Genomic DNA, 19,260 nt, shown 5'->3' on the forward strand with positions numbered 1-19,260 from the left:
GGTAAATTATAAAAGCCCCTTTTAAAGGGGCTTTTTTTATGGGTTACGCTAAAAGTTGTGCAGCGTGGTCTTTGGCTTTAACCTTCTCTATAACCTTGCTCACCTTACCTTCACCATCTACAACAAAGGTCATTCTATGAATACCATCATACTCCCTACCCATGAATTTTTTAGGACCCCAAACTCCAAAAGCATTGATAACGGTATGGTCCTCATCCGTCAGCAATGGAAAAGGAAATTCATACTTATTTCTAAAATTCGCCTGCTTTTTTTGAGAATCCTCACTTACTCCAAGTAACTCATAACCAGCATCTTGAAGCTCTTTATAATTATCCCTTAAATTACAGGCTTCAGCCGTACAACCTGGAGTATTTGCACGAGGATAGAAAAAAACCACCAAATTTTTACCGGAATAATCAGATAAATGTATAGTATTGCCATCTTGATCGGTGCTCGAAAATGCAGGGACTTTATCACCTACTTTTAATGTTTTCATAGTTATTCTATTATTAATTATGTTTAACAAATTATATGTAAAATTAAACAAATATGACTAAAGCTGAAAAAGTTAATTTTGCGATTACCAAACTACAGGAACTTTACCCCGTAATTCCTGTTCCCTTAGACCATAAGGATCCGTATACATTACTAATTGCAGTTTTAATGTCCGCCCAAAGTACGGATATCCGTGTAAATAAGATAACCCCGAGACTTTTTGAAAAAGCCGATAATCCTTTTGATATGGTAAAACTATCCGTTGAGGAAATTAGGGATATCATACGTCCGGTAGGGCTATCACCAATGAAGTCTAAAGGTATTCATGGACTCTCAAAAATTTTAATAGATAAATACGATGGCGAGGTTCCAAGGGAAATAGCATTATTAGAAGAATTACCGGCTGTAGGTCATAAAACGGCCAGCGTAGTTGTCTCGCAAGCCTTTGGCATACCTGCTTTTCCAGTAGACACCCACATTCATAGGCTCATGTATAGATGGGGTTTTACCAATGGCAAAAATGTGGTACAAACAGAAAAAGATGCAAAACGGCTATTCCCAAAGGAATTATGGAATGATTTGCATTTACAAATAATTTGGTACGGAAGAGATTACTCTCCCGCGAGAGGTTGGGATTTGAATAATGATATCATTACCAAAACAATAGGAAGAAAAACTGTTTTGGATGACTACTATAAAAAAATAAAGACCCGCAAATAGCGGGTCTTTATTAATTTAAAAAGGTTTCAAACCTCAAATTTTTGTATTCAATGTCATAAAGTGCCTGTGAAAAACTCAATAAAAAATTGATAGTTTTAGGACAAACTTTATTAAACTCGGTCTGTTCTTGATAATTAGAGTAAATTTTTTCCATATTTCCAATGTTGTTACATTTTAAATAACGCAACTAAAAAGGAAATATTGTTTATGTTGTTTTTGAAGAATCTAGTTGGTAAGAACTATATTGTTTTTCTCAATTATCTTTCTAAGGTTTATCAGTGCATATCTCATTCTCCCAAGAGCTGTATTTATACTGACTCCAGTGTTTTCAGAAATTTCTTTAAAGCTCATATCTTTGTAGATACGCATTACTAAAACCTCCTTTTGGTCATCCGGTAATTCTTCTACCAAATAACGTAAATCTGTATCTATTTGGTCTTTAATTAACTGCTTTTCCGCATTTAATTTGTCATCACCGATAACTGAAAAGATATTGAAGTCATCACTTCCTTCAAACATTGGCATTCTTTTGTTCTTTCTAAAGTGGTCTATAATTAAGTTGTGCGAAATACGCATTACCCAGGGCAAAAATTTACCCTCTTCACTATAAGTACCTTTTTTCAATGTCTTTATAACCTTTATGAAAGTATCTTGAAAAATATCCTCGGTGATATCCCGATCCAAAACTTTAGAATAAATAAAGCTTGTTATACGTTGGTTATGTCTATTAATAAGTACTTCTAGAGCCTTCTCGTCTCCGCTGATGTAATCTCTTACTAATTCTGAGTCTTCAATTTGTAATTTCATATTAGTCATTTTCTTTTGGATTAAAGATTTGGGCATCTTGTTAGTAATTGTAATTAGTTATTTATTTCTGGGATAAAACTATATAAAACCGCTCCTTCTCAAAAAAGTATGTTGTCAAATAGCCTTTTTATGATGTGAAACAACGAAAACCTATTTTTCAATACAATAAATGGATACTTTACTAGTTGCGTGAGAAAGTGGTGACAGAATTTGATTCCAATGGATATGTAGTAAAGAAACAATAGGCGTCAAGTCATTCTTAAAAAAAGAAACCCTAAGGAAAATCCTTAGGGTTATTTATATTGAAGAGATAATTAGTTAATTTAATTCAAGTTGCTTTCAAATTTTATTCCTTTTGCTTCGGTAACTTTCAGCGACTTTGAGTAGTTTAATAAAAACTGTATTGTTTCAGGTTTAGCTTCAACTGATTTGGACTGGTCTTTTTTCTTAGCGTATAATTCTTCCATACTACTTTCGTTTTGGTTCAATTAGAGAACGGCAAGGAAATAAATATAGTAGATCTGCTCGACCTGTGGCCAATTAATTCGTTAAAACAATACTATTCGCTTCAACAAGCTTTCTCAGGTTAATTAAGGCGTAGCGCATTCTTCCAAGTGCGGTATTAATACTAACACCTGTATTATCGGAAATTTCCTTAAAACTCATATCCTTGTATATACGCATTTGTAGGACCTCTTGCTGATCTTCTGGCAATTCTTTGATCATCCTAGCCAAATCAGAATCTATTTGGTCTTTTATCAATTGTTTTTCTGCATTGAGGCGTTCGTCTCCCATTAAGGAAAAAATATTAAAACTGTCCGCGCCCTCAAACATGGGCATCCTGTTGTTTTTTCTAAAATGGTCTATAATAAGGTTATGGGCAATACGCATTACCCAAGGGAGAAATTTACCTTCCTCACTGTAGGCACCACGCTTTAAGGTACGTATAACCTTCATGAAAGTATCTTGGAAAATATCCTCCGTTAGTTCGCGATCACCTACTTTGGAATAAATAAATCCCGTTAGCCGGGCATTATGACGTTTGATAAGAACACCTATGGCTCTTTCATTACCGTTTATATATTCTTTAACAAGTAGGGAATCTTCAATTTGTGCTTCCATAGCTTTACTTTTTTGTGGTTAAAAGTTGACCCCAAGTTCAAATGAACAAGGGCCTTGTGGGTTACTATTCTAACTTAAAAAGTAAAGGTGCGCTATAGGCTTATTGAATTTTTATGAATTTCAAAGATAGAAAAAAATAAATATTCCCAAAGAAATGCCAAAAAAATAAAGGGTTTAAAATCCTAAAAGACTTTTACTGGCTATTGAATAGGCCATATTGTATCTTTGCGAACTTAGAGAAAAATATGCCTTCAATTGCTAAAGTAAACCCCAAAGAGAATATCATAATCAAGGGTGCAAAACTGCACAACCTTAAAAATATTGATGTCGTAATACCTAGAAATAAGTTAGTTGTTATTACGGGGTTGTCCGGCTCCGGAAAATCTAGTCTGGCTTTTGATACCCTTTATGCCGAAGGTCAACGACGTTATGTAGAAAGTCTGTCTTCTTATGCCAGACAGTTTTTAGGCAAATTAGATAAACCAAAAGTAGATTATATAAAAGGAATAGCTCCCGCCATTGCCATAGAGCAGAAAGTAAATTCTACCAATCCAAGGTCTACGGTAGGTACGACCACGGAAATTTATGACTACATTAAGTTGCTGTATGCACGGATCGGAAAAACTTTTTCGCCCGTTTCAGGAAATGAAGTAAAGAAGAATACGGTAACGGATGTTATTGAGTATGTTAAAAAGTTCCAAGAAAACACCAAACTACTACTTCTTGTTCCAATTGTAATCCGAGAAGATAGAGATACGCTTAAATCCCTTCAATTATTCTCAAAGCAAGGCTATGCGCGCATAAAGTACAAAGGTGAAGTTTTAAGAATAGATAAGGCGCCTGAGAACATTGAAAAAGAATTCGACCTAGTAGTTGACCGTATCATCACTAAAAATGATGAAGATTTTTACAACAGATTAGCAAATGCTGTGGACACTGCGTTTTTTGAAGGTAAGGGACAATGTATTATTGAGAAACTGGAAGATGGAAAACAGCAATTGTTCAGCAACAAATTTGAACTGGACGGCATGCAATTTCTGGAACCGAATGTGCATCTTTTTAGTTTTAACAATCCCTATGGGGCTTGCCCAAAATGCGAAGGCTATGGTGATGTCATAGGAATAGACGCAGACTTGGTGATACCTAATACCGCACTTTCTATCTATGAAAATGCCGTGTTTCCATGGCGCGGCGAAAGTATGAGCTGGTATAGGGACCAGTTGGTAAATTCCGCTTACAAATATGATTTCCCCATTCACAAACCTTGGTTTGAACTGAATGAGGAACAACAGGAATTGGTTTGGAGCGGTAATGATCATTTTATTGGCCTGCATAAATTTTTTGATACGCTAGAGGAGAAAAGTTATAAGATACAGAATAGGGTTATGTTGTCCCGCTACCGCGGAAAAACCAAATGTAATATCTGCAACGGTAAGCGCCTAAGACCAGAGACGGATTATGTAAAAGTAGGTGGAAAATCCATATCGCAACTAGTGGGACTATCTATTGAAAAGCTCATTATCTTTTTTGGTGAACTAGAGCTAAGTAAGAATGATGCCCAAATTGCTGACCGTTTGCTTAAAGAAATCAATACACGATTGGGCTTTTTGGACAAAGTAGGATTAAATTATCTGACCTTGAATAGAAAATCCAATACCTTATCCGGAGGAGAAAGTCAACGAATAAATCTAGCCACTTCATTAGGCAGTAGTTTGGTCGGTTCCATGTATATTTTGGACGAACCTAGTATTGGACTTCATCCTAAAGACACCGAAAATCTTATTGAAGTACTTATTTCATTAAGAAATCTTGGCAATACGGTTATCGTGGTTGAACACGATGAGGATATTATGAAAGCCGCAGATGAAGTTATAGATATTGGTCCCGAGGCTGGAACCCATGGTGGTCATATAGTTGCGCAGGGAACCCTTGCCAAGATATTAAAATCTACGTCCCTTACGGCAAGTTATCTTAATGGTACCAAGGTGATAAAAGTTCCGTCCGAACGACGTACTTCCAAAAATCATATTCAAATCAAAGGCTGCAGGGAACATAACCTCAAAAATATCAATGCCACCTTTCCCCTAGATATGTTAACCGTGGTGACCGGAGTTTCCGGTAGTGGTAAAAGTACCTTAGTAAAAAAACTGCTCTATCCTATAATTTTAAAAGAAGTTGGTGGTTACGGTGAAAAAGCGGGTCAGTTTACGGCAGTAGAGGGTAAATACAAGCATATTAAACACGTAGAGTTCGTAGACCAAAACCCTATTGGAAGGTCTTCTAGGTCCAATCCGGTTACCTATATAAAGGCATATGACGATATCCGAAATCTGTTTGCGGCACAAAAACTAAGTAAAATCCGGAATTACCAAGCCAAGCACTTCTCTTTTAATGTTGATGGCGGCCGATGTGAGAAATGTAAGGGAGAGGGGGAAATCACGGTAGAAATGCAGTTCATGGCCGATGTTCATCTAGAATGTGATACTTGTGGGGGTAAGCGTTTTAAAAAAGATGTTTTGGAGGTAACCTTCAATAATGCAAATATTGATGATGTCCTTAATATGACCATTGATGACGCCATCACCTTTTTTGAAACCGGCGAGCAAACTAAAATTGTAAAGAAACTAAAGCCGTTACAGGACGTAGGTTTGGGCTACGTTACCTTGGGGCAGTCCTCTTCTACCCTATCCGGTGGAGAGGCACAGCGGATAAAATTAGCATCTTTTTTGGTAAAAGGGACTACAAAAGACAAGGCACTCTTTATTTTTGACGAACCCACAACTGGACTTCATTTTCACGATATCCAAAAACTATTGACCTCTTTTAATGCCCTTATTAAAAAAGGACATTCCATTGTGATGATAGAACATAATATTGAGCTGATCAAATGTGCGGACTATATTATTGACCTTGGACCTGAAGGTGGCGAAAATGGTGGTCAATTACTGGCAGAAGGTACACCGGAAGAAGTCGCTGAAAATAAAAAATCTTTTACGGCGAAGTATTTAAAGGAGAAATTATAAGAACTGAAATAGTAAAAACCTTCATATCAATTTAATTTAAGTAATTGATAATCAAATTTTTAAATTTAATTAATATTTTTTGGCACGTTGTTTGATACTAGGTAAGAGAATGTGAATAATTACATTCAGAATTTAAAACCTTATATCATGAAAAATTTAGTACTCCTTTTTACGGCGATGCTTTTAGGTACCACAGGTGTTGTTGCCAAAAGTACAACAGAAGATAAGGTTGCAACACGCAATGCTTATTATAACAACAACGCTTTCATTTTTGTTGAAAATGGCATTACGTTTTCAGTTTTCCCAGATGGTGAGTTCGATTTTTATATCGAAAATCAAGTTATAGGTAGAAGAAACGGGATTACATTTAATTCTGGCTTTGATTATAGCCCTTTTGCCCAGTATGATGATTACGGAGCAGTAATACAAGTAGAAAATGTACCCATTTTTTACGATTTCTACGGACGTGTAAATCAAATTGGTGATGTAGATATCCGTTACAGGAACGGAAGAGTTAGAATATTGGGTGGTATGACCGTATTTTATAATAACAGCGGGTTTTTCAACCATCATGTTGGTTTCATCAACGTATATAACAGACATTATGTTTACCGACCGTTTCATAGATGGTTCGCAAGACCGGCCTTAGGATTTAGTTTTGTGTTGAACAGACCTTATAGAAGATTCTATACACCAATTAGATATACCTACTATAATCCTTATAGAAACAACTTCAGAAGGTCTTATGTACAGATTGGAAGAGAGCATAGGTATAACAAGGTTCGTAGAGAAAGAGCTAATATCTATAGAAATGACAGAAGAGTTGCGGTACGTGACAATTCGTTCAGAAGCAATAGAAGTGTTGCCAAAAGAAATAATTCCAATAGGGGAAACACCATTTCCAAAAGGAATGATGGTTTAAGAAAAGGGAGAAGTGTTGCTTCTAATAGCACCTCACGTTCTAATAGAAACAACAATGTCTCAAGAACTACTTCTACCAGACGAAGCACATCTACGGTAAAACGTGGAAATAAAAACGCGGTAAGAGGTAATCAAGGAAGAACGGTTACCAAAAGAGAGGTAACTAGAACTCCTAGAAGTACCAAAATAAAAAATAGAAGTGTTGCCAAAAGAAATAATTCCAATAGGGGAAATAACATTTCCAAGAGGAATGATGGTTTAAGAAACGGGAGAAGTGTTACTTCTAATAGCACTGCACGTTCTAATAGAAACAACAATGTCTCAAGAACTACTTCTACCAGACGAAGTACATCTACGGTAAAACGTGGAAATAACAACGCGGTAAGAGGTAATCAAGGAAGAACGGTTACCAAAAGAGAAGTAACTAGAACTCCTAGAAGTACCACAATAAAAAGAAGTACTACCACGTATAAGAAACCTGTTAGTAGAAGTGCTAACGTACGTAGTACTCAAGGTAGAACACAGAGAAGTGTTGCACAACAAAGAACACAGCGAAGTTCTAATACTAGAGCTACGAGCAAAGCTCCTTCTAGATCAAGGTCTACGGTAAGTAGAAGCACAAGATCAAGGTCAGTGAGTAAAGCTAAAGCTCCTAGCAGAAACACAAGAAGTAACTCAAGGTCCGCTACTACAAGAAATAGTAGAAGACTATAAAAATAGTTTTTAGGTTGGTTAGTTGTTTAGCCCCGTAGTGAAACCATTTCACTGCGGGGCTTTTTTTAATGAACGCCTATTTTGAGTTTTCAAAATAGCAACTTGAATTAACCCTGAGTACAGAAGAATGTTCCCTTTAAAGCGAATATGGTTTGATCAATAATTACTTCTCACAAAACAATTTTAAACAACTTTCCGAACTTTTTTGGAAGTCTACATTTAATAATCAATTCTTCTTTTGTTAAAGGATGAACAAACTTGAGTTCGCTGGCATGGAGGTACAAACCCTTTCCTTTTAGAATTAAATCATCTAAAGCGTAGACTGCATCTCCCAAAATAGGATTACCTAGGGCCAAAAGATGCTTACGAAGTTGATGTCTTCTTCCTGTGCTAGGTTTTAGTCTTACTAAGTTTAAGAAATCAAACCTTTCTGATGGTATCACTTGTAGCACTTCAAATTCAGATTCAGCCGCTTTATCGTCTACCGGGTATTGTAGTAGACCCTTTCTTTTCATATCCTTAATGGTAACAGCGTGGTAAACCTTGCTAATTTTCTTTTCTTCAAATAGTTTACTTAAAAGCATAATACTTCTGCTCGTTTTTCCGATTAGCAATAATCCCGTTGTGGGATAATCAAGTCTATGCACTGGTTGCGGCATTACGGCATCGGCTTCTTGGCTGGGCATTAGGTTCTGAGTTAGGGCATTAGCTACTGTTTTAAAACTATTACCGCTCACCAATATCCCTGCAGGTTTATTAATGATGGCCAAGTAATCGTCTTCGTAAACTACCTCTAATTTTAATAGTAACTTCCGCGCTAGACTATTACGACTAGAGGCAAGTAATTCGATTTGCTCCCCGCCCTTGATAAATGTAGCCGTACTTCCAACTGTCCCATTAACCAGGATCAATTCCTTTTTAACCGCTTTTTTTAAAGCTGATTTGGTCACTAATAGGTCAAAAATCCCTACACCATATTCTTGTAATCGAACTGGGTTTTGCAAGACAGGTACCGCGTGACTAGCTATTACCAGCATTTATTTTTTAAGAAATTTAGAAAGTACCCCATTAACATCTTCGGATATCTTAAATCGATATAGAATAAAGGTGTACATAAGAACAAGCAAAGCACTCTTTAACGCAATATTCAAAATAGGGTGAAAAGAAAACTGTAAATAATAAAAGATAGCGCCCAATACAAGCAACAAGGAAAATACCTTTACGGTTTCTCTGGTAAATGGTGAAATTTGAAATTTCAACTTCACGTAATACAGCTTTAGGCAATTGTACACAAAAAAAGCAGAAAAACTGGCTATGGCAGCGCCATTTAAACCATAAGTAGGAATTAACCAAAGATTTAGTCCTATGGCCATGAGGGCCAGTAAAACTCCAAAAAACAGTATAGAACAATAGTAATCCGAATTATAGAGTATAGAATTATTATTGCCCAGAAGCGCATCAAATACTTTAGCCAGACCTATCCAAAAAACAATAAAGAACCCTCCGGCATAACCATCTGGCATTAACTTATACAGATCATTTAGATTCAAAATAATAAGAAGAAACAGCAAGCCGGAAATTATAAAAAGGGTCAGTGAACTTTTCTGGTACAGCCCCTTTAAGGAGAATACATCGTTCCTATTGAGATATTCCGCTGTCATGGGATAAGTAATTTGATGCATGGCCCTAGCCGGAACCGCTATGGAGACGGCTATAAAACCGGCAACACCATAATAGGCAACATTGGCTATAGGTAAAAAGTTGTTCAACATTACCTTATCTATTTCCATTAGTACAATGGCCGTGGAACCACCTAGAATAATCAGCGCACTATACTTTACGATATCTCGCCAATTCCCGGGAATATTCCATATTAACTTTGGCATATGTAATCTATAGGCATAGAATTTCATAATTAGCATACGGAGTAAATAACTTACCACTACTGCATTGATAAAGAATTCTATTTCGATATAATCGAAAACGAATAATACAAGAAGTATGGATTGACAAACCCTACAAAAAATCTCCTTCATGAAATTTCCGAAAACAGATTTCATACGAACACGCACCCAGGCATAGAAAACCTCAAAATAAGCCATGGCCAAACCTATTAGAAATATATGCCAGACATAATCTCTGACAACTGGGTTTTCTCTAGCCAACAAACTACCAATGGCTTCGTTGGCAAAAAAACTAAGTAAAGCAATGGGTACGATAAGCACCAATGGTAATAATAGCATCATGGTCAAAAAACCATCTTGGGCTCTATTTTCATTGAAGCTACTGTAGAATTTCACTAAACTATTTGGAATTCCGAACGCCAGTATGGGCATGAGCACAGCAGAAACGGACAAGACAACTTGAACGAGCCCATAGTTTTCCGGTTGCATGAATTTCGTATACAAAAACAAAGTATTAACAGCACCTATACCAAAGCCAATATAAGTGACTATGGTATTGCTCATTGACTGTTTTAAAACGATTCCCATTAAATATGCTCGGCTAATTTTCTTGTAAGCTCCCTCCTACTATATTGGTTAATATTATTGGAGGCAACGTTCAATGCATTCTTTTGATATTGTTGAAACCAGTTTAAAAGTACATTTTTCAATTGAAAATGTGCCTTATAATCGAATATTGCTCCTGTCTTGGTATCCGCTACAAGTTTTGCCACTTCCCAGTCCTCTGGTCCAATACCAAGAATAGGACGCGCTGCAGCCATATATTCAAACAATTTACCCGGAATAATGCCTACGGTTTCCGGAGCATCTATTTCAGCAAGCAAAAGTATTTGTGAGCGTCGTTGATACGCAACTGCCTCATCATGTTTTACGTAACCTACTACATGCAGGTAATTATCCAGACCAAAGGATTTTAGAGATTTTAAAATATCCTCGCTAACAACGCCTATAAAACGAAGTTCCAATGCCGCTTTAAAAGCACTATGCTCATTGACCAATTCTGATAATACCTTCCAAAAATTTTCGGGGTTCCGTGCGGAAAGCATGGAGCCTACGTGAGAAATTGTAAACTTCTTATCTAAATTAACTTTAGCTGGGGTTACGCTATCGAAACCATTGGTGATTACATGTATAGGTTTACGGGTCAGTTGTTGAAATTCGTCTTTAGTTGTTTGGCTTGTGACCACAATTTTATCGGCATTGTTTAACACCAAATGCTCCAGTTCTTTATGTCTGTTCCGAGCAATACCGGTGAGTTTTAACTTTTTATGGTATCCTATGGATGTCCAAGGGTCCCGAAAATCAGCAAGCCAAGTTACCTTTTTAAATTCCTTTAAATAGTGTCCTATAAGATGTACGCTATGTGGTGGACCAGTGGTTATTATACTGGATATCCCTTCTTTATCTATTACGTCGTATAAAAATTTTATCGAAGGTCTAACCCAATATTTGCGAGCATCGGGTATAAAGAAATTACCGCGAACCCATAGCATCAATTGCTCTAATATAGATTGATTTTTATGCTGTATTATACCAGAACTAATACGTTCAGTTTTCTTCCTAGAAAGCAAACTTGCGAATCGGTACGGTTCCCAAATGGGGTGTTTATAAATAGTAATATCATCGGGAATATCACTTTCAAAACTTTTATCAATTAACGGGTAATGTGGATTTTCGGGGATGTAGAGCACTGGTTCTATTCCAAAATTTCTTAAATACTTCACAAATTTCAACCAGCGTTGTACTCCAGGGCCGCCAGCCGGTGGCCAATAATAGGTAATGACCAACACCTTTTTCATTATGATTTCTCCTGCTTTTTGTTTTTCCAGAACGAAAAGCCAATTCCGCCTAAAAGAACGAGTCCTAATAAAATTGTGCTTGCTAAGGCCACTGAACTACCTTGTTCTACTACCGCAGGCTCAAATTTAAATTCAATAGTATGTTCTCCTTCGGGGACTTTCAATGCCCTAAGCACGTAATTAACCTTAAAATGCTCCTTTAATTCTCCGTCTATATAGGCATTCCACCCATTGGCGTAGTACATTTCGGAAAAGACGGCAACCCCAGCATTCGCATTGGTAGCAGTATAGGTAAGGTGATTGGGTTCGTAGTCCGTTAAACGAATAGCTGTAAGAGAATCTACCTTATAATCATACCTATTTATATTCTTAAACTTTTCTGTGTTCACTACCGCGATACGTTTCGTATCCAAACTATCTAAGGCTTTTATTTCTTCATCCGCAGTAGTTACTTGCACTAACTTTTCTACAAACCAAGCATTACCATTGGCATTGGGGTTTTCTATTGGAAACTTATTCCCCTCTTCATCTTCACGTACAAGATACTTGACATTGAGCATATTAAAAACGGAAAGATTTCCCTTGTAAACATGAAACTCGAAAAGGTCCTGCATTCCAGCGGGCTTCGCCGCATGGTATCCCGTTATGGCATTATGAAAATATGCTGTTTTAGCAGAGTCAAAACCATCGGTTTGGTCAAAAACCCTGAACTGTCCATCATCCTTTAAAATCATTTGGTCGGCCCCTGTTTTTTGAAAAGGTTCTAACATTCTTCTTTTAGAAACGAAATTATCGGCATTGACATAACGCAAATTCACACCAACGAGGTCAAATACAATCATAGCACCTAAAACTATGACGACCATATTGGTTTTGACTTTCCCTTTAAGGTAAAACCATAACAATACCGCAGTCGCTAAGACTAAGCCTAAAGAGCGTAATAAATCACTGGTGTATACCGCTTTGCGATCTAAGCGAAGCATTTCCGGTAGTTCTTCAAGTCCCGTCATCCTCAAATTAGCATCCGCCGCACCAACAAAACTCAATGTTCCCTTAAAAACAAATAACAAAACACCCAAACCTAGTACCGTTGCCGATGCATATTTGAGCGCATTTATTTTATCTGCCTGTGACACCTTATCCTTGAACAACTTCTTTATAGCTAAAATAGCCAAGATAGGCACGCACAGTTCTAAAATAACCTGAATGGAAGACACCGCCCTGAACTTATCGTACAGCGGAAAATAGTCTATCATGAAGTCAGTAAGTATACTGAAATTCTTTCCCCAAGATAAAATTAGGGACATTAACGTACCAAAAAGTAGCCACCATTTATGTTTGCCTTTTACCAAAAACAGTCCCAGTGCAAACAGGAAAAAAATTATAGCCCCTATGTAGGCCGGACCGGACACCCCTGGTTGTTTACCCCAGTATAAAGGAATTCCGCTAACAAAGTCTAAAGCGCTAGACCTTGGTAGTCCCTTGTCTACTAAGTAATTAAATGATTTTGATTCCTCGCCCAGATTTTCCTGACTGGCACCTCCGAACAATCGTGGAACAAAAAGATTCAAAGACTCCGTAATGCCATAACTCCATTGGGTAATATATTCCTTACTTAAACCACCCGTATTGTTTTTTGGAGAACCATCTGGGTTTATGGTCAATTCACTTTTGCCACGCGTACTCCAATCCGCATACTCCTTTGTGGCCATTAAGCCCGTGGCATTCGTAGCTATACCTAGTAATACCGCAACCAATAGCAAACCGACCGAGGTGAAAAAATGCTTAAGGTCTTTTCTTTTTATGGCGTCTATAAGATATACAATACCAAGTACCAAGACCAACAACATAAAATAATAAGTCATTTGATAGTGATTGGCCACAATTTCGAGTGCCATAGCTATTGCCGTGAGTAGAAATCCCCAGAGGTATTTTTTTCTGAATACTAGAACTATACCAGCCAAAAGTAATGGCAAATAGCCTAGAGCATGAGCTTTTGCGTTGTGACCCGCACCAATTATGATGATTAAATAGGTGGAGAAGCCGAATGCAAGTGCCCCTACAATGGCCAATCGGTAATCTACCTTTAAACAACACAAAAGGATATAAAAGCCGATAAGGTACAGAAACAGATAATCCGCAGGCCTTGGTAAAAAACGAAGGGTACGATCTAATTGTTTTATATAATTATGAGGATAATTTGCACCAAGCTGATAAGTGGGCATGCCTCCAAATGCACTATTGGTCCAATAGGGTTCAGTGTCCGTCCTTTTACGGAAATCATTTTGCTCCTTTGCCATTCCCGTATACTGAGCAATATCGTGTTGATATATGACTTTACCTTGAAGTACCGGGTGGAAGTAAGAAACTGCTGCTAGAACAAAAAAGACAGTTACGAAAAAATGAATCAAAAAGAATTTTAAGCCCTTCTTCATATTGATTAGCGGAGATTGGTTAGACAAAGATAACTAGTCTAGTTCTTCGAAATCAATATACTCCCCTACTTTTTCGGAATCACCTTTTCTCTTTGTTGATTTTTTATTGATGATCACTTCCCCTTCATCCGTTTTATAGGAATTAGATTGCTGTTCAAATCCTTCAAAAGCCTGCTTAAAATGGGACTCTGTTTTCTTTGCTGCGTAATTAATTATTTTGGGAGCGAATAATCTTGCCAAGATTTTGAGCAAGTAATATCCCAAAAGAATAATCAGTATTGTTTTTAAAAAAGCCATTTATTTATGAATGATATATATCAAAAATACAATTATCACGTTGTTATACTAGATTCAAAGTATTAAAATAATTATAAAGTCGTATCCATGAGCAAACCCTTTTACGTTAAAAGAGTTTCAAGTTTTATCCTTTTTCTTTTGTGCATACTGCCAATGGCTTTAAAGAGTCAATATACAGATGTTATCAATTCAAATAGACCAGGTCTTTCTGTAAGTGCCTATGCCGTTGGGAAAAATGTTGTGCAAGCGGAACTAGGTCTGTTCTATGAACAAAGTGACCATACTTTGCTGAACACGCAATCCGATATGTGGGGAACGGACATCTCTTTGCGATACGGATTATTGTTTGAAAGACTAGAATTAAACTACGAGGGAAGTTTTCAAGACCAGGAAATCCTATTTAACAATTTTGATATCACCGCAAAAAGAACTGATTTTACTAGAAATAGACTAGGATTAAAATTTTTAGTTTACGATCCCTTTAAAAATCCCGAAAGAAATAAACCCAATTTATATAGTTGGAGAGCAAACAATAAATTTCAACTTAAAAATCTACTTCCTGCGGTATCAATCTATGCCGGTGCAAATTTCGTGTTAGGAGATAATCCCTACTACCCAGGAGAGGCCACAATTTCTCCCAGGGTAATGCTAGCTACACAAAGTAGATTAACACCTAGATTCGTTATGATCACTAATGTTGCTTATGACCGCATAGGGACGGAGTTTCCCGAAATGAGCTATATCATTTCCCTCTCCCATGCTTTTAGAAATCCAAAATGGAGTGCATTTGTGGAGCATCAAGGGATTCAAAGCGACCGCTATGCAGACCTATTAATCAGAGGTGGTATTGCACATTTGTTAAATGAACGCTTACAAGTAGATTTCAATTTAGGCGCTAGTTTCAAGAATACCCCCTCAAGAATATTCGTAAGTGCCGGTGGCTCTTACCGTTTTGACTTCCACAAAGACAGTTTAGTACCCATTGAGGATCAAGATGCAGATCAAAATGGTGGAGCTATCGAAAAGAACGCCATGAAAAAGAAAAAAAGAAAAAATAAGGGCAGCGGTGCCGAAGATATTGATTTGGGACCTTCCAAAAAACAACTTCGAAAACTAAAGAAGGCCGAAAAGAAAAAGAAAAAAGACTCGGGAGAAATAGAGTTCTAGGATAGTATCGCAATGAAACATTTATACCGATGCTATTTTTAAGTATTGATTAATATCCCTAATATTGATGGTTCTAAAAACCATCGATGATCACTATAAAAGAGGTTTCCTCCAAATCGGATTTAAAGAAATTTGTAACCTTTCCTTTTGTTCTTTACAAAGATTCTAAATATTGGGTACCTCCCATAATCAATGATGAGCTGGAGTCCTTTGACAAGACCAAAAATCCAGTTTTCAAGGATGCGGACGCATGGTTCTTTCTGGCCTATGAAAATGATAAGATCGTTGGGCGGGTTGCGGCAATTATCAACAGATTGGAAGTACAAGAACAAAACGTAAAAAAAATGCGTTTTGGGTGGTTCGATTTTGTTGATAATACGAGTGTTTCTGAAGCTTTACTACAAAAAGTCAGCGAAATAGGAACAGCCAATTCCTTGGAATATATGGAGGGCCCTGTAGGATTTTCCAATTTAGATAAGGTTGGCGTGCTAGTAGAGGGTTTTGATCACATTGGCACCATGATTACCTGGTACAACCATCCTTATTACAAAGAACATTACGAACGCTTGGGTTTTGTAAAAGAGAAGGAATATATGGAGAATAAGTTTCCGGCACGGAATGCAGACCCCAAACTATTCACTAAATTAAATGACCTTATTAAAAGGAGATATGGTTTGAGTGAATTGAATTTTACCAAAACAAAGGAAGTATTGCCCTTGGCCGATGAGATGTTTGACCTTTTCAATAAAACATATGCGAGCCTTTCCTCATTTGTGCCCATCACCGAAATACAAAAGGCCTATTTCAAGAAAAAGTATATCAGTTTTATAAATCCAGAGTACATAAAGTTCATTAAAGACAAGGAAGATAAGCTTGTAGCTTTCGCCATAGTCATGCCCTCTTTTTCAGAAGCGTTACAAAAAGCTAAAGGAAAACTCTTTCCCTTTGGATTATTTCATCTATTGAACGCAAAAAAGAACAGTAAGGACGTTATCTTTTATTTGATTGGTATTGACCCTGAATATCAGAATAAAGGGGTAACGGCAATAATTTTCAATGAATATTACAAGACTTTTACTAAAAAAGGCATAGAAATGTGTTATAGAACACCAGAGTTAGAGGAGAACCTAGCGATAAAACAGATGTGGAAACATTTTGACCCGGTTATTTACAAAAGACGAAGAACGTACCGAAAAGATTTATAAATAGACCACCTCGGGGCAAACCAACGAGTTATTCGTAGGAAATGAACATATAATTTCTAGGCAGACTTTAGGGTATGCTGCCCTTTTGGAGGTGCCAATAAAAAAGCCCGGACAATTGTACGGGCTTTTTATAATTTGAAAAATATGTTTTATTCTCCCATTGCCGCAGCAACAGCAGCAGATAGTCGTTTGTATGTACCGTTCTCCAATCGTTCTCTAATGGCAGAAAAGGCCTCTAGCGTTTCGTCAATATCAGCCATGGTATGTGTAGCGGTCGGTATCATCCTTAATAGGATAAGCCCTTTAGGTATTACCGGATAAACAACTATAGAGCAGAAAATACCGTAATTTTCTCGTAAATCCTTTACTAAGGCCATTGCCTCGGGTATACTACCGTTCAAATACACAGGCGTTACACAGCTGGTGGTATTTCCTATATCAAAACCTTTGTCCTTTAATCCGTTCTGTAAGGCATTAACGTTCTCCCAAAGCTTTGCTTTAAGTTCAGGCTGGGTACGTAACATATCCAACCTTTTTAAAGCTCCCTTAACATATAGCATGGGTAGCGATTTGGCGAACATCTGCGAACGCAGGTTATATTTTAAGTAATCTATAATTTCTTTATCGGCCGCTAAAAAGGCACCGATGCTTGCCATAGACTTGGCGAATGTTGCGAAGTAGACATCAATATCATCTTGAATCCCTTGCTCCTCTCCTGCTCCTGCTCCCGTTTTTCCTAAAGTTCCGAAACCATGTGCATCGTCTACCAAAAGACGAAAGTTGTATTTTTTCTTAAGGGCGACGATTTCCTTCAATCTACCCTGCTCACCGCGCATTCCAAAAACACCCTCAGAAATTACAAGAATACCTCCTCCGGTCTGCTCGGCCATTTTTACGGCACGTTCCAAATTAACTTCTAGGCTTTCGATGTCGTTGTGCTTGAACGTAAAACGCTTGCCCATATGCAACCGTACACCATCTATAATACATGCATGGCAATCTACATCGTAAACAATAATGTCGTCTTTAGAGACCAGTGCATCAATAGCAGACATAATGCCCTGATAACCAAAATTTAAAAGGTAAGCAGATTCTTTATTAACAAAGTCCGCACATTCCTGCTCTAGCTGTTCATGGAATTTTGTGTGTCCGCTCATCATTCGCGCACCCATAGGGTAAGCCGCACCATATTCTGCAGCCGCCTCACCATCAATTTTTTTTATTTCGGGTAGATTGGCAAGACCTAGGTAATCATTGATACTCCAGGTAATTACATCCTTACCCTGAAATTTCATTCTATTGGAAATAGGTCCTTCCAGTTTAGGAAACACGAAATAACCCTCTGCCTGCGAAGCCCACTTCCCTAATGGTCCTTTATTCTCTATAATTCTGTCAAATAAATCTGTCATTGCCTACATTTTGTTCTAAGTGCAAAAGTAAAAATTTTTAGGTTGCATTCATAAATTATTTACAACATGAAAAAGCGGGTGAAAAACCCGCTCTTTCTGCAAATACGTACGATTGTATTATTTTACGAATTGTATCTCTTGCGTTTCTTCTACAGGATTGGTCTCTAAAAAACCTTGGTCCTCCATCCACTGATCGCTATATATTTTGCTCATATATCTAGAACCGTGATCAGGAAAGATCACCACGACTTTACTTTCCTCAGTAAAAGTATTTAATTCGTTCAGTTGCTTCAAAGCTTGCATTACTGCGCCACTAGTATACCCCACAAAAATACCTTCGGTTCTAGAAACCTCTCTTGCGGTATGCGCACTTTCTGCATCGGTAACCTTAATAAACTCGTCTATAATCTTAAAATCCGTTGCTCCGGGGATTAAATTTTTTCCCAATCCCTCTATTCTATAGGGGTAAATTTCATTGGTATCCAAAGTACCCGTCTCATGATACTTCTTCAGGACCGAGCCATAGGCATCCACTCCGATGACTTTTATGTTCGGGCTTTGCTCCTTCAGAAAACGAGCCGTTCCTGAGATAGTGCCACCAGTGCCACTACACGCAACTAAATGTGTAATCTGCCCAGCGGTTTGTTCCCAAATTTCTGGTCCGGTGGATTTATAATGAGCATCCATGTTCAACTCATTAAAATACTGATTAATGTATATGGAACCTTTTGTTTCTTTATGCAAACGTTTTGCAACCTCGTAATAAGACCGTGGGTCGTCTGCACTTACATGGGCAGGGCAAACGTATACCGTAGCTCCCATAGACCTTAGCATGTCTATCTTGTCTTTAGAAGATTTTGAACTTACCGCCAAAATACATTTGTAGCCCTTTATGATACTGGCCATTGCTATGCTGAAACCAGTATTACCAGAAGTTGTTTCAATAATTGTACTACCTTCCGTTAAAATTCCTTTTCGTTCCGCTTCTGTTATGATATGTAAAGCGATACGGTCCTTGGCGGAATGCCCTGGATTAAAGGCCTCTACTTTGGCGTAGAAATTACCAATGAATCCTTTAGTGATTTTATTAAGTTTTACTAAGGGAGTACTACCTACTAGCTCTAAGATATTGTTGTAAGCCTTTATCTCATTCTTCATAAGGGGATTCTAATTTTACGACTT

General features: G+C 37.5%; 16 protein-coding genes. 5 read left to right on the plus strand and 11 right to left on the minus strand.

Going from position 1 to position 19,260, the window contains the following annotated elements:
- Nucleotides 1-43: 43 nt before the first annotated feature.
- Nucleotides 44-496 (minus strand): thioredoxin-dependent thiol peroxidase, encoded by a 453-nt coding sequence (bcp, locus tag BFP77_RS14555; protein ID WP_099574751.1) that lies wholly within the window; start codon nucleotides 494-496, stop codon nucleotides 44-46.
- Between the two features lie 53 nt (nucleotides 497-549).
- Between bcp and BFP77_RS14560 the strand changes: the two genes are divergently transcribed.
- The gene (locus tag BFP77_RS14560) at nucleotides 550-1,215 is read left to right on the plus strand and encodes an endonuclease III domain-containing protein (RefSeq protein WP_099574753.1); all 666 of its coding nucleotides are present in this window, start codon (nucleotides 550-552) and stop codon (nucleotides 1,213-1,215) included.
- 225 nt (nucleotides 1,216-1,440) lie between these two features.
- On the opposite strand, the gene BFP77_RS14565 is transcribed toward BFP77_RS14560, so the two are convergent.
- The 3 genes from BFP77_RS14565 to BFP77_RS14570 form a co-directional block, all read right to left on the minus strand.
- Entirely contained in the window at nucleotides 1,441-2,022 is a 582-nt protein-coding gene (locus tag BFP77_RS14565) for an RNA polymerase sigma factor (RefSeq protein ID WP_099574754.1), read from the minus strand.
- A gap of 323 nt (nucleotides 2,023-2,345) precedes the next feature.
- Nucleotides 2,346-2,489: a hypothetical protein gene (locus BFP77_RS17030; protein ID WP_180272366.1), complete on the minus strand. Its 144-nt coding sequence runs from the start codon at nucleotides 2,487-2,489 to the stop codon at nucleotides 2,346-2,348.
- Between the two features lie 73 nt (nucleotides 2,490-2,562).
- Nucleotides 2,563-3,144, minus strand: coding sequence for an RNA polymerase sigma factor (locus BFP77_RS14570; RefSeq protein WP_099574756.1), 582 nt, complete (start codon nucleotides 3,142-3,144; stop codon nucleotides 2,563-2,565).
- A 245-nt stretch (nucleotides 3,145-3,389) separates the two neighbouring features.
- Here BFP77_RS14570 and uvrA point away from each other — a divergent pair, with 245 nt between their 5' ends.
- Nucleotides 3,390-6,167: an excinuclease ABC subunit UvrA gene (uvrA, locus tag BFP77_RS14575; RefSeq protein ID WP_099574757.1), complete on the plus strand. Its 2,778-nt coding sequence runs from the start codon at nucleotides 3,390-3,392 to the stop codon at nucleotides 6,165-6,167.
- A gap of 147 nt (nucleotides 6,168-6,314) precedes the next feature.
- Nucleotides 6,315-7,802 carry a hypothetical protein gene (locus tag BFP77_RS14580; protein ID WP_099574855.1) on the plus strand — a complete coding sequence of 496 codons (1,488 nt, stop codon included), beginning with the start codon at nucleotides 6,315-6,317 and terminating at the stop codon, nucleotides 7,800-7,802.
- A 170-nt stretch (nucleotides 7,803-7,972) separates the two neighbouring features.
- On the opposite strand, the gene BFP77_RS14585 is transcribed toward BFP77_RS14580, so the two are convergent.
- From BFP77_RS14585 to BFP77_RS14605, 5 genes are read right to left on the minus strand one after another with little or no spacing between them, the layout of a single operon-like run.
- The gene (locus tag BFP77_RS14585) at nucleotides 7,973-8,839 is read right to left on the minus strand and encodes an RluA family pseudouridine synthase (protein ID WP_099574759.1); all 867 of its coding nucleotides are present in this window, start codon (nucleotides 8,837-8,839) and stop codon (nucleotides 7,973-7,975) included.
- Nucleotides 8,840-10,270 carry a lipopolysaccharide biosynthesis protein gene (locus BFP77_RS14590; protein ID WP_306475431.1) on the minus strand — a complete coding sequence of 477 codons (1,431 nt, stop codon included), beginning with the start codon at nucleotides 10,268-10,270 and terminating at the stop codon, nucleotides 8,840-8,842.
- A gap of 23 nt (nucleotides 10,271-10,293) precedes the next feature.
- On the minus strand, nucleotides 10,294-11,565 hold the full coding sequence (locus tag BFP77_RS14595; protein WP_099574761.1) for a glycosyltransferase family 4 protein: 1,272 nt from the start codon (nucleotides 11,563-11,565) through the stop codon (nucleotides 10,294-10,296).
- Entirely contained in the window at nucleotides 11,565-14,000 is a 2,436-nt protein-coding gene (locus BFP77_RS14600) for a YfhO family protein (protein ID WP_099574763.1), read from the minus strand. Before BFP77_RS14600 ends, BFP77_RS14595 begins: the two co-directional genes overlap by 1 nt.
- Nucleotides 14,001-14,033: 33 nt before the next feature.
- Nucleotides 14,034-14,297: a DUF4834 family protein gene (locus BFP77_RS14605; RefSeq protein ID WP_099574764.1), complete on the minus strand. Its 264-nt coding sequence runs from the start codon at nucleotides 14,295-14,297 to the stop codon at nucleotides 14,034-14,036.
- An 87-nt stretch (nucleotides 14,298-14,384) separates the two neighbouring features.
- Between BFP77_RS14605 and BFP77_RS14610 the strand changes: the two genes are divergently transcribed.
- Both BFP77_RS14610 and BFP77_RS14615 read left to right on the plus strand, forming a co-directional pair.
- A complete protein-coding gene (locus BFP77_RS14610; protein WP_099574765.1) occupies nucleotides 14,385-15,464 on the plus strand; it encodes a transporter in 1,080 nt (359 codons plus the stop codon).
- Nucleotides 15,465-15,550: 86 nt separating this feature from the next.
- Complete coding sequence (locus tag BFP77_RS14615; RefSeq protein ID WP_099574767.1) at nucleotides 15,551-16,669, plus strand: GTP cyclohydrolase; 1,119 nt, start codon at nucleotides 15,551-15,553, stop codon at nucleotides 16,667-16,669.
- A 149-nt stretch (nucleotides 16,670-16,818) separates the two neighbouring features.
- On the opposite strand, the gene BFP77_RS14620 is transcribed toward BFP77_RS14615, so the two are convergent.
- Nucleotides 16,819-18,078 carry an aminotransferase class I/II-fold pyridoxal phosphate-dependent enzyme gene (locus BFP77_RS14620; RefSeq protein WP_099574768.1) on the minus strand — a complete coding sequence of 420 codons (1,260 nt, stop codon included), beginning with the start codon at nucleotides 18,076-18,078 and terminating at the stop codon, nucleotides 16,819-16,821.
- Nucleotides 18,079-18,195: 117 nt separating this feature from the next.
- Complete coding sequence (locus BFP77_RS14625; RefSeq protein ID WP_099574769.1) at nucleotides 18,196-19,236, minus strand: PLP-dependent cysteine synthase family protein; 1,041 nt, start codon at nucleotides 19,234-19,236, stop codon at nucleotides 18,196-18,198.
- Between the last annotated feature and the right edge of the window lie 24 nt (nucleotides 19,237-19,260).

Source organism: Maribacter sp. 4U21 (assembly GCF_002742365.1).
Classification (GTDB): Bacteria; Bacteroidota; Bacteroidia; order Flavobacteriales; family Flavobacteriaceae; genus Maribacter.

Bases quoted from the DNA above. Each gene is read 5' to 3' on its own strand.
- bcp (WP_099574751.1), bottom strand. From the start codon at position 496: ATGAAAACATTAAAAGTAGGTGATAAAGTCCCTGCATTTTCGAGCACC.
- BFP77_RS14560 (WP_099574753.1), top strand. From the start codon at position 550: ATGACTAAAGCTGAAAAAGTTAATTTTGCGATTACCAAACTACAGGAA.
- BFP77_RS14565 (WP_099574754.1), bottom strand. From the start codon at position 2,022: ATGAAATTACAAATTGAAGACTCAGAATTAGTAAGAGATTACATCAGC.
- BFP77_RS17030 (WP_180272366.1), bottom strand. From the start codon at position 2,489: ATGGAAGAATTATACGCTAAGAAAAAAGACCAGTCCAAATCAGTTGAA.
- BFP77_RS14570 (WP_099574756.1), bottom strand. From the start codon at position 3,144: ATGGAAGCACAAATTGAAGATTCCCTACTTGTTAAAGAATATATAAAC.
- uvrA (WP_099574757.1), top strand. From the start codon at position 3,390: ATGCCTTCAATTGCTAAAGTAAACCCCAAAGAGAATATCATAATCAAG.
- BFP77_RS14580 (WP_099574855.1), top strand. From the start codon at position 6,315: ATGAAAAATTTAGTACTCCTTTTTACGGCGATGCTTTTAGGTACCACA.
- BFP77_RS14585 (WP_099574759.1), bottom strand. From the start codon at position 8,839: ATGCTGGTAATAGCTAGTCACGCGGTACCTGTCTTGCAAAACCCAGTT.
- BFP77_RS14590 (WP_306475431.1), bottom strand. From the start codon at position 10,270: ATGAGCAATACCATAGTCACTTATATTGGCTTTGGTATAGGTGCTGTT.
- BFP77_RS14595 (WP_099574761.1), bottom strand. From the start codon at position 11,565: ATGAAAAAGGTGTTGGTCATTACCTATTATTGGCCACCGGCTGGCGGC.
- BFP77_RS14600 (WP_099574763.1), bottom strand. From the start codon at position 14,000: ATGAAGAAGGGCTTAAAATTCTTTTTGATTCATTTTTTCGTAACTGTC.
- BFP77_RS14605 (WP_099574764.1), bottom strand. From the start codon at position 14,297: ATGGCTTTTTTAAAAACAATACTGATTATTCTTTTGGGATATTACTTG.
- BFP77_RS14610 (WP_099574765.1), top strand. From the start codon at position 14,385: ATGAGCAAACCCTTTTACGTTAAAAGAGTTTCAAGTTTTATCCTTTTT.
- BFP77_RS14615 (WP_099574767.1), top strand. From the start codon at position 15,551: ATGATCACTATAAAAGAGGTTTCCTCCAAATCGGATTTAAAGAAATTT.
- BFP77_RS14620 (WP_099574768.1), bottom strand. From the start codon at position 18,078: ATGACAGATTTATTTGACAGAATTATAGAGAATAAAGGACCATTAGGG.
- BFP77_RS14625 (WP_099574769.1), bottom strand. From the start codon at position 19,236: ATGAAGAATGAGATAAAGGCTTACAACAATATCTTAGAGCTAGTAGGT.